General features: G+C 36.1%; 12 protein-coding genes. 7 read left to right on the top strand and 5 right to left on the bottom strand.

All coding sequences use genetic code 11. The features are described from left to right. The 3 genes from A9Q93_RS05705 to A9Q93_RS05695 all read right to left on the bottom strand — a co-directional run. The coding region (locus tag A9Q93_RS05705; protein WP_303686417.1) for an amidohydrolase family protein at positions 1 to 908 on the bottom strand (908 nt) is incomplete at its 3' end. A 35-nt stretch (positions 909 to 943) separates the two neighbouring features. Continuing rightward, a complete protein-coding gene (locus A9Q93_RS05700) occupies positions 944 to 2,128 on the bottom strand; it encodes an SH3 domain-containing protein (RefSeq protein ID WP_303686416.1) in 1,185 nt (394 codons plus the stop codon). 33 nt (positions 2,129 to 2,161) lie between these two features. Then, complete coding sequence (locus A9Q93_RS05695) at positions 2,162 to 3,295, bottom strand: DegT/DnrJ/EryC1/StrS aminotransferase family protein (RefSeq protein ID WP_303686415.1); 1,134 nt, start codon at positions 3,293 to 3,295, stop codon at positions 2,162 to 2,164. A 117-nt stretch (positions 3,296 to 3,412) separates the two neighbouring features. Between A9Q93_RS05695 and A9Q93_RS05690 the strand changes: the two genes are divergently transcribed. Next, positions 3,413 to 4,678, top strand: a complete 1,266-nt coding sequence (locus A9Q93_RS05690) for a 3-deoxy-D-manno-octulosonic acid transferase (RefSeq protein WP_303686414.1) — start codon at positions 3,413 to 3,415, stop codon at positions 4,676 to 4,678. Beyond that, complete coding sequence (locus A9Q93_RS05685) at positions 4,656 to 5,630, top strand: carboxypeptidase-like regulatory domain-containing protein (protein ID WP_303686413.1); 975 nt, start codon at positions 4,656 to 4,658, stop codon at positions 5,628 to 5,630. Before A9Q93_RS05690 ends, A9Q93_RS05685 begins: the two co-directional genes overlap by 23 nt. 1 nt (position 5,631) lies before the next feature. Here the strand turns inward: A9Q93_RS05685 and A9Q93_RS05680 are convergent, their stop codons facing one another. Continuing rightward, on the bottom strand, positions 5,632 to 6,291 hold the full coding sequence (locus tag A9Q93_RS05680; RefSeq protein WP_303686412.1) for a DUF2461 domain-containing protein: 660 nt from the start codon (positions 6,289 to 6,291) through the stop codon (positions 5,632 to 5,634). Between the two features lie 143 nt (positions 6,292 to 6,434). On the opposite strand from A9Q93_RS05680, the gene A9Q93_RS05675 reads away from it, so the two are divergent. Both A9Q93_RS05675 and A9Q93_RS05670 read left to right on the top strand, forming a co-directional pair. After that, positions 6,435 to 6,659 (top strand): hypothetical protein, encoded by a 225-nt coding sequence (locus tag A9Q93_RS05675; protein WP_303686411.1) that lies wholly within the window; start codon positions 6,435 to 6,437, stop codon positions 6,657 to 6,659. 116 nt (positions 6,660 to 6,775) lie between these two features. Beyond that, positions 6,776 to 6,946 carry a hypothetical protein gene (locus tag A9Q93_RS05670; protein WP_303686410.1) on the top strand — a complete coding sequence of 57 codons (171 nt, stop codon included), beginning with the start codon at positions 6,776 to 6,778 and terminating at the stop codon, positions 6,944 to 6,946. A 31-nt stretch (positions 6,947 to 6,977) separates the two neighbouring features. On the opposite strand, the gene A9Q93_RS05665 is transcribed toward A9Q93_RS05670, so the two are convergent. After that, entirely contained in the window at positions 6,978 to 7,751 is a 774-nt protein-coding gene (locus A9Q93_RS05665) for a helix-turn-helix transcriptional regulator (protein ID WP_303686409.1), read from the bottom strand. A gap of 132 nt (positions 7,752 to 7,883) precedes the next feature. On the opposite strand from A9Q93_RS05665, the gene A9Q93_RS05660 reads away from it, so the two are divergent. The 3 genes from A9Q93_RS05660 to dinB all read left to right on the top strand — a co-directional run bounded on the left by A9Q93_RS05660 (position 7,884) and on the right by dinB (position 10,493). Continuing rightward, complete coding sequence (locus A9Q93_RS05660; RefSeq protein WP_303686408.1) at positions 7,884 to 8,711, top strand: SOS response-associated peptidase; 828 nt, start codon at positions 7,884 to 7,886, stop codon at positions 8,709 to 8,711. A 13-nt stretch (positions 8,712 to 8,724) separates the two neighbouring features. Beyond that, the gene (locus A9Q93_RS05655) at positions 8,725 to 9,009 is read left to right on the top strand and encodes a hypothetical protein (protein ID WP_303686407.1); all 285 of its coding nucleotides are present in this window, start codon (positions 8,725 to 8,727) and stop codon (positions 9,007 to 9,009) included. Between the two features lie 266 nt (positions 9,010 to 9,275). Continuing rightward, on the top strand, positions 9,276 to 10,493 hold the full coding sequence (gene dinB, locus A9Q93_RS05650) for a DNA polymerase IV (RefSeq protein ID WP_303686406.1): 1,218 nt from the start codon (positions 9,276 to 9,278) through the stop codon (positions 10,491 to 10,493). Positions 10,494 to 10,675: the final 182 nt, after the last annotated feature.

Below are 10,675 nucleotides of genomic sequence, written 5' to 3'. Positions count from 1 at the left end.
TCAACTTCGGCTTTTTGAGCTACTTCTTTTCCCGCAGTAATGGTAGGAACTAGGTAACAATCTTTTTCTATCATTAATTCCATTGTACGTTCACTCATATAAGTACCATGTTCAATAGTCTTCACGCCACCTTCTACAGCGCGGTACATTCCTTCATCTCCATGAGCATGTGCTGCCACATGAAAACCATAATCATTTGCTGTTTCTGTAATCGCTTTAATCTCTGCAACCGTAAATTGCGGATTGCTCCCATTTTTTGCCACACTCAGTACGCCACCAGTTGCCGTGATTTTAATACAGTCTGCACCATTTTTATAACGATGTCTTACGGCTTCTCTTCCTTCTGCTGGACTATTTGCCACGCCTTCTCTTGGTCCTGGATCGCCCATTAATTTTTGATTAGACCCATTTGTAGGATCGGCATGACCGCCGGTTGTTGCGATAGACTTGCCAGCAGTAAAAATTCTAGGACCAGGTACTTTTCCCTTATTAATGGCATCACGTAGCGAAATATTAATACCACTACCACCTAAATCTCTTACGGTGGTAAAACCAGACATTAAGGTGATCTCAGCATACTTAACAGAATCATAAGCAACATCTGCTGGGTCATCCACATATTTTTGTACATATGCATGTGGATTATATTCCGTCTCCATGTGAACGTGCATGTCTGTAAAACCTGGCATGACCCATTTGTTTTTTAAATCGTAATAATCGGCATTTGATGGAATGTTTGTATAACCGTTTTCGACACTAAGAACTTCTCCATTCTCAATGGTTATGGTCATTTCTTCCATCCATTTTCCCTTCTCGGTGTCTAATAAATGACCAGCATGTATGTAGGTGGTTTGCGCTTTCGCGAAAGCGAGACTTAAAACAAGTAATAATGTAAATCGCAGTTTCATAAGTATAAATTGAAGTCACAAGTTATGAAAACAATTTATAAAATAGTTAATTTTAAATACTGCCAGTGAGGCTGGATAGGTTGATCCATTTCTACTTCTTGAATGGTATTATCAATAGGGTAAACCTTAAGTACGATAGCGTTATTTGTCACCCAAAAAGAGTCTGAAATAGAAGTGCTCACCACCCAAGACTGAAAATTGATATGTAGACTTTGATAAGCCTGAAGCTTATTATCAAAATAGTTGATGCCAATTTGTGCTCCAGGCTCATAATAGACCGTATCATGACTGATACCATAACTGTTATCAGGTGAAATTAAAGGAGTCATAACTGGTATGCGTTCACCGGTAAATTGATCAATCCATGCATATTCTAAGCCTTCAAAATTTGCTGCTATTAAGTATTTATTTTGTTTTTTAACTTCACCTATATATTCTACATTATGAGGAAACTCGCCAGTATGAGCTTTTACTTCTACAGAATCTTTGTTTTTTAAGGGTAAATAATATCTTTTTAAAAAGTCAAATTCATTGTGATCATCATCTAGAGCTAGTAACTCAGGCTGGAAGCTGTAATCTAGGTCAAAAGCGGTCTCTTTTCTTTGAGAAATGACATCTTTATAATCGACAATTTCAAGTTTGATATACCTTTTCAAGGTATCTGCAGGAATAGAGTAATATTTTTCTGCATCGTTCTTGTGTGCAGTAATCTCTTCATAATGTTCTTCATACCATGGATAACAATCTATGTATGCAGAGTAGTTGAATGTGTCCCTATCTATGTCATAGGAAGCGTCAAAGTAATCTCCCGCTATCCGGTTTTGCAGAGAGAAATGATTGAATAAATAGAGCGAGCTAGAAGGGATTTCTTTGAGATGGTATTTTAAATAAGCGCTAAACACATAGCCTCCAGTATTATCTTTTAAATCTTGATAAGGGACGCTTTTCCATACTTTTACCCAGTAGCCTTCCACTTTTTTACCGTTATCCATTACATAGGTTTTTATGTCTTTAGTACCAGGCGGCGTCCAATCTAATTTTGTTCCATATGGGAGTTTTTCTATCACCTTACCATTTGGTCCAGCTGCATCACGCATATTTAAACCATTTTTTGCAGCAACATAAATACATTCTTTATCATAGGATGGTGCGGTATCCGCTTTCGCGAAAGCGGAACACAAAAAAACCACTATAAAAAGATGATTTAATATTACTTTCATAGTGGCTTTTTGTTTTTTATGAGTTTAATGATTCTATCTGTTGATGAACTCCTTAACGTGATCTGTAATAAATTTAATTTGCTCATCATCCAGTTCCGTATGCATAGGTAAAGAAATACATTCCTTCACTAGTTGATTTGTAACTGTAAAATCGTTCTCATTATAACGCTCATCTGCATAAGCTTTTTGTTTGTGCAGTGGGATTGGGTAATACACACCGCACGGAATGTTATTGGCTTGCAAGTGTTTCACTAGTCCGTCACGATCTGCGTCTTTAATCACTAACGTATATTGATGGAATACATGACAGTCGCAATTATCACAAACTATAGGTGTAATGATCTTCTCTTCTTGAGCAAAAGCAGCGGTGTACTTGCGCGCTGCATCTCTACGTGCGTTATTGTAATCGTTAAGATGAGGTAATTTTGCTCTCAAGACTACCGCTTGCATTGCGTCTAGTCTAGAATTGACACCTACTACATCGTGATGATAACGCTCGTACATACCGTGATTTACCACACCACGTATAATATGTGCTAGCTCATCATCATTTGTAAAAATAGCGCCGCCATCTCCATAAGCTCCTAAGTTTTTAGAAGGGAAAAAAGAAGTAGTCCCTACATTTCCTATTGTTCCGGTTTTAGACTTAGAACCGTCGCTATGCATGTAATTAGATCCTATTCCTTGTGCATTATCTTCTATCACAAAAAGGTTATGCTCTTTTGCAATAGCCATTATCTCGTCCATATTTGCGGTCTGACCAAACAAATGCACCGGTACAATAGCCTTAGTTTTAGGAGTAATCGCCTTTTTAATCGCCTCAGTATCGATGTTAAAGTTATACGGATTTACGTCTACTAGAACTGGCGTCAGATTTAAAAGTGCAATCACCTCTACGGTTGCGGCAAAAGTAAAATCGGCAGTAATAACTTCGTCTCCAGGTTGTAAACCTAATCCCATCATTGCAATTTGAAGCGCATCAGTTCCATTTGCACAAGGAATTACATGTTTTACACCTAGGTAATCTTCTAGTTCTTTTTGAAAGGCATGTACTTCTGGACCATTTATAAAAGCTGCCGATTCTATCACTTCATTCAGCCCATTATTCACTCGATCCTTTATTCCTTCATATTGACCTTGTAGGTCAACCATCTGTATTTTACGCATTTGCTTCAATTGTTAATCATGCGGCTGCAATACCACATATACGTGTAAAAATACGCATTATTGATAGGAATCCCATAACCTTTATATTTATAGTATTTTTGATTAAAATAGATTGATTTGGAGAAGTTGTATGATGTTATTATCGCTTTCGCGAAAGCGTGCCTACCACTAGCTGGAGCATTTAATAAAAAGCTGAAATTAGGTGCGCAAGGACGAGAACGTACTTGGGATATTCTGGACCGGAAAGTGAAATCTTCTATGCCTAAAATATGGGTGCACGCAGCAAGTCTGGGCGAGTTTGAACAAGTAGTTCCAGTTTTAGAAAACCTTAACCGTGAAAAATATCAAGTGATACTTACCTTTTTCTCACCTAGCGGTTATGAGAATAAGAAAAATACTGAGCTAGCGGATGTTGTTTGTTACCTGCCTTTAGACGCGGTAAGCAACGTTAATAAGTTCATAGATGTGGTACAACCATCTCTAGCTATTATGGTGAAGTATGAATTCTGGCCTAATTACCTTAAAGCGCTGCGAGAAATGAATTGTACAACCATTTTAGTAAGTGGTGTTTTTAGAGATAAAATGTCGTTTAATAGTTGGTATGGAAAGTGGATGACTAAATCGTTAGAATCTTTTGATCATTTCTTTCTACAGAATGAATCTTCGTTGACAAATCTCAAAAAACTGGGTTTTACTAACGCCAGCGTAAGTGGTGATACCAGATTTGATCGCGCCAGCCAACTCATAGAACGAGATAATAAAGTGAATTTATTAGACGAATTTGTAAACGGTAAAAAATGTCTTGTAATAGGAAGTTCCTGGCCAGAAGATATTTTTATCATGAAAAACTGGTTACGTGAGAATGAAAAAAGTAGAGTATATAAAATCATTATTGCTCCACACGAAGTAAATGATCAATCTATTGAAAGCCTTTCTAAATCGCTTCAATATGAGGTGGTAAAATGGAGTGATTTAAATGAAAACACCCCAACTGCTTTTACAGAAAAGTCTACACTTGTTATAAACACGATAGGACTTTTAACCAAAGCCTACAGCTATGCAGATTTTGCTTATGTAGGTGGAGCAATGGGAACAAAAGGCTTGCATAATATTCTAGAAGCAGCAACTTACGGCGTTCCTGTAATTATAGGTAAGAATTATGAAAAGTTTCCAGAAGCCAGTAAGCTAGAAGACCTCGGCGGACTGTTTTCAGTTCAAAATGCTAGCGAATTTGAATCTATCACAAACAAATTGCTTGAAGATGATCATTTTAGAGATAAAACTGGAATGATTTGTGGTCACTGGATCAATAGCAATACCGGCGCAACACGCGAGATTGTAACATATTTAAAATCAATAGATGAAAAACTTATTCTGGATTAGTCTTTTACTTCTCAGTTGTAACTTAGGATCAAGTCAAGACATCACTATAAAAGATGCTCAAACTAAAGAAGCCATAGCTTTTGCTACCATTAGCTTTGGAAACGGTAAAGGAACTTTTGCTGATGATCAAGGAAGTTTTCGGTTTACAGAGACTTTATATAAAGATGTAGATTCTTTATTTTTTTCTAGCATCGGTTATGCAGATTTAGGCATTGCAGTTTCTGATTTGAAGCCAGAAGTATTTCTATCTCAACAAGCAGACGAATTAGATACCGTTATTTTAACTGCTGAACTTACTGGGAAATTTAAGAACAGAAAGAAAAAAGAGATAGGACACGATAACTATTTTGATTGCTGGTTACCTACCGTAGAAAGTGAGATAGCTGTAAGATTTGATCGTTATGATGGCGAACCTACACAAATTACTCAATTGAAATTACCTGTAGTTCTTGAAGAAAGTCAGAAAAGCAGAAAAGGAAAACTACGTAAGTTTTCTACCATGTTTAGAGTTTCTTTTTATAATGTACAAGAAGATGGCAGTCCAGAACGTAGATCGCTCTATCCATCAAAAACATTTATCATTGATCAAACTAGTGAGGAAACATTTGAATTAGACATTGAAGAACTTAAAATCAACATTCCACAAAACGGAATATTTGCTTCTATACAAGTTCTAGGTTATACAGATCCTCAAGGAAAATTGATCAAAGCCAAAAAATACCGAGAAATAAAAACAAGATCTGGTGTGGAAAAAGTATCCACTACTTACCGACCTCTACTACCTTTTACTAAAGAAATAGAAGGTAAAAATACGTGGGTACGACGTATTTTCTTTAATAACAAGACTTGGCAATTATTTGATTTAAGTTATAATCCTAATAGTAAACTAGTACGATCTGGTAACGATGATTACGGAATGGGCGCGGAGTTTAATGTGTATTATAGGGACTGATTTAAACCGTAACTGCTTTATTTAAATAAGCTCTGAAAGGAATCATTTCCTTATAAACATCAACACATCGTTGCATAAAATCTTCTTGTGTCACTTCTTTTTGCGTAAGATCATGTTGCACGGCAAATGTTTTCATGCGCAACAATTCAATATGTTTATGGTCTTGAGAATAGCCTTTAGGAGCAGTTTTTAAAGAATCACCATCATCGATTACGTCAAAGGTTTCTTTAAAGGATTTCTTATTGATGATCTTTTTATATTCCTCACCATTGTAATCGATCGCATCGCGTATGGAGTCGAGTAATTCCTTTTTAGGTTTGTAGAATCCGCCAGCGATGAAGGACTCTTCTGTTCCTAAATGGATATAGAAATCGCCTTGTTTCCCATTTTCGTTGAGGTCCATTCCAGCGCCAAAATGATCTTTATAGATAGGCTTATTAGGATGAAACATCAAGTTGTTATTGATGCGATTGATCGCTTTTCTTCCATCAGTAGATACATAATCAGGATCTATTTTCCCTAATTCTACATCCAGTTGATTCAACCAGTCGATGTACCAGTCACGCACTTCATGATAACGCTTTCGGTTCTCGTCCATCCATTCTTTGTTATTGTTTTTTTGCAAGTCTCTCAGGAAATCATAAAGTTTATAGAAGCTCATGTACTCTTTTTTCTGTAAGATATTCCGCTTTCGCGAAAGCGGAAAAATAATTAACTTATTTTAATAAAATTTGTGAAAAGCTTAAACATGGTATAGGGTAAATACTAATAAATTTACATTTTAATATAAAAACGACCATTATTATGAAAAAAATTGTTTTAAGTGTTGCAATGCTTTTATTAACTGCAACAGCGTTAACATCATGTAGAGAGACCGAGACTAAAACGATAGTTAAGGAAGTAGAAACTGAAACTAAAGAAGCTGCTGAAGAAACAGAAGGAATTCTTGAAAGAACTGCTAAAAAAGTTGATAAAGAGATCAATGAAGAAATCGATGAAGAAATTGAAAAAATAGGAGACGATAATTAATAATTGTTATTCCACATTATTAAAGCTGCCTTCAAGGCGGCTTTTTTTATGAAAATTGTAAGAAGATGCGCTGGTTAAATATTTTAAATTTGAGTTTCAACCATAAACAATATAAGATGAAAAAATTAAGCATATTATTTTTATTTCTCTTTACTCTAGGTATGTTTACTACTTCATGTAGAGAAGAGAAAGAGGTAGAAGTTCAAGAATTGCGTGATGATGTACCTAATGATAATAGTGATGAATCTACTTATGATACAAATCCTACAGAAAACGATCCCGATTGATCGTCACTAATATTTGTAAAAAAGGAACTTCTTAAGAAGTTCCTTTTTTTATGCTTTGAATTTCCTCACGTAGGCTATCTAATCCTTGCTTAAGAGAAATCATCGCTTCTTCTCCTTCATGAACATCGAGGTCAAAACTTAATTTAGAGTTTACTTCCCAAAGCTCTTTGATTTCGGCAACTGGTTGTTCTATCACAGGATATTCTCTATTGAGTGATATTAAATTTACTGCTTCTGGAGATTCTGACTTGCGTAGTTTTTTAACAAGAACACTGTCTGCGGTTACAATTACATGAATGCGATTGTCATTTGCCATACGCACACTTTCTACAGCTTTTCCCATTACCCATTCTTGAGGTTGCAACACAGGTAACATACTATCACCTTTTACCTGAAAAGCTCTGTAACTACCTTCTTTATATTGCGGCAATGGTATATTAAAAGCAGGAAGTTCATTATACCAATCGGTATCTTGTACATTACTGGCATATCCAGCACTGGCTTTTATAGGAACCATGATCATGTTTTCACGATCATTTGTGTCCATGGTAATAATTTTAGGCGCTGTACTGGTACTTGTTTCTAGATACTTATTATAACTATTCCCGTACAACCATAAAGGATTTACATTAAACTGTCGCAATAATTCCGTCACGATCTTGCCGGTAATTTTCTTTTTACCTCGTTCAATATCTGCTGTTGTGCTACCTGCATCGAGCAAGTCTGCAAACTCACTTTGTGTTTTTCCTAAGTCCTCTCGTACTTGTTTGAACCTCTTTGCCTCTGTTGAAATCTCTTGTGCCATAGAGCAAATATAGAGGTTTTAGGAATAATTCCAATTTTAACACTGGAATATTTCCATAATATTGGAATATTTCCATATATTTGACACGTAAAACGGAATGATTCTTGGAATATTTCCATAAAACTTATAATTATGTGTGGAAGAGCAACGATAATTACACCAGCAGTAGAGTTAGAAAAGCGTTTTAATGCCGCTTTTGCAAAAGGTGCCGTACTTCAAGAAAACGTGAATATAAGTGCTGGTAATAAAATACCAGTCATCACGAGTACACAACCTAATCATATACAAATGTTTACTTTAGGTTATACACCTCACTGGGCACACAAGCAAACGTATATGATTAATGCACGCAGTGAAGGAAGTTTGAATCCAGAAAATAGTTCTACATACAAAGGAGCGATGGGTATTTTTAATAAGCCTATGTTTCGTCATGCGATTAAATCGCAACGTTGTCTTGTTCTTGTAGATGCATTCATAGAAGGACCTAAGCAAGAAAAACTTAACAAGCCTTATCTAGTTTATCCTAATCGTGACCGTGGTCCTTTTGCTCTTGCAGGAATTCACGATACCTGGCAACATCCATTAACAGGAGAGTTACATCATACAGTAGCTATTATCACTAGTGCTGCAAATAGGTTGACAGAAAGAATTGAGCACCACAGAGCACCTGTAGTATTGAGTAGAGCAGATGAAGAAAAATGGCTCAATCCAGATATTTCTATACAAGAACTTACTAGAATGATGCAGCCTTTTGATTCTAAAGGATTCAATGCTTATCCTATCTCGCAAAAAATCAAAAAGCCAGATGCAAACGGTTTAGAGCTTTTAAAACCTATAGGTGATAAATTATTCAAGGATTATGATCGCTGTTTATATGAAAGACTTAAATATGCTGAAGAAGATGAATACGTGATTAGAGAAGAGCGTCTGGTTGAAGGAGATCAATTTGTTTTATTTTAAAATGTATCAAGATATGAACATAGAACTTATTAAAACAGAACTAGCACAACGAGTAGAACAGCTGGTAATCACTCGTCAAAGCAGTAAAAAAGCTACTATGAAAGTGGTTCATAAAGTGAAATCATGGTCAGATAAAGTGGCAGAAACCGAAGATCTGATTCATAAAGTATATCACACACTTCATGAAGTATTACAGCAAAACGGCATACACTTTAAAAACGAAATTGAAAAAGAAGGCTTTGTAAGCTTTATGGAACCTACAGTAAACGATCTAGTCATCAAAAACATGGCAGATTAACACCTAGGAATACATAAAATATAAAGCGAGTTAGCCTTAAACCTCACAAGATATTTCTTGTGAGGTTTTTTGACCGCATGTTTTAAGACAGTATTACAGATGATTAAAATACAAATTGTCCATCTGAGCATGTCGAAGATGGGTTTGAAATCAAAGAAAACCTAAAGATTATAATAACCGATTCCGCTCTACAGCGAAATGACTGATAAAATTAAAAACAGCATTGCTGTAACTTAAAAAAGATTTCCGCCTACGTGGAAAATATTATGAACGATAAACACATCATGCATTTGGACCTCGATACTTTTTACGTTTCTGTAGAAAGGAAGATCGACTCACGACTTAAAGCGAGACCACTTCTTGTAGGTGGAACTAGTGATCGTGGTGTTGTAGCAGCTTGTAGTTATGAAACTCGTGGTTATGGAGTTCATAGCGGCATGTCTATGAAGCTTGCGCGTCAGTTATGTCCAGAAGCTGTAGTTATACGTGGAAACGCAGGAACTTATTCAAAACATTCTGATGAGGTAACTGAAATTATTAAAGAACAAACACCACTATTTGAAAAATCCAGTATCGATGAGTTCTATGCAGATCTTACTGGAATGGATCGATTTTATGGTTGCTATAAGTTTGCTACAGAGATGCGCAACAAGATCATCAAAGAAACAGGACTTCCTATTTCCTTCGGTCTTTCTATCAATAAGGTTGTTTCTAAAATTGCTACTGGCGAGGCAAAACCTAATAATCAGCTACTCATAGATTATGGTACTGAAAAAAGTTTTCTCGCGCCACTTTCCATAAAGAAGATTCCGCAAGTAGGTGATAAGACCTATCAAACTTTAAGGCATCTAGGAATTAAAAAAATTCATACCGTTCAAGAAATGCCGCAAGAAATGATGATAAACGTTTTAGGTAAAAACGGCTCTTTGATTTGGCAACGTGCGCAAGGTGTAGATAATCGTCCTGTTGTGGCGTTTAATGAACGCAAGTCTATATCAACCGAAAGAACTTTTGATAAAGACACCATAGATATAAAAAAGTTAAAGTCTATTCTCATTGCAATGACCGAAAATCTTGCGTATCAATTGAGACGTGGTAATAAACTTACCGCTTGTATTAATGTAAAAATACGCTACTCAGATTTTAATACCTACAGCAAGCAAATGCGTATTCCCTACTGCAGCGCAGATCATATTTTGATTCCGCGTATTCTGGAATTGTTTGATAAGCTCTTTCAGCGCAGGTTATTGATACGATTGATAGGAATCAGATTTTCTCATATCGTAAGCGGTAATTATCAGATCAACCTTTTTGACGATAGCGAGCAAGCCATCAATTTATATAAAGCACTAGATAAAATAAGAGAAAAATATGGCGATCGAACCGTAGTTAGAGCAGCCGGAATGGAAGCAAAAACCATTGGCAGAATGACTAATCCTTTTAACGGTTTGCCACCTGTCGTGCTAGCGCATCGCAAACAGTGATTTTAGGCATGAAGCATGAGGCAAAATTTAAAATAACAAATAGCATTTCAAATGACAATTCATAGGTGCGGACTTAAGTCCGCACCTATGAATGGGAAAACTCACAAACTCACAAACTCACAAACTCACAAACTCACAAACTCACAAACTCACAAACTCACAAACTCACAAACTCACAAACT

This window comes from Nonlabens dokdonensis (assembly GCF_002162835.1).
GTDB classification, from domain to species: Bacteria; Bacteroidota; Bacteroidia; order Flavobacteriales; family Flavobacteriaceae; genus Nonlabens; species Nonlabens dokdonensis_B.
This window is presented reverse-complemented; position numbering and strand designations above follow the sequence as displayed.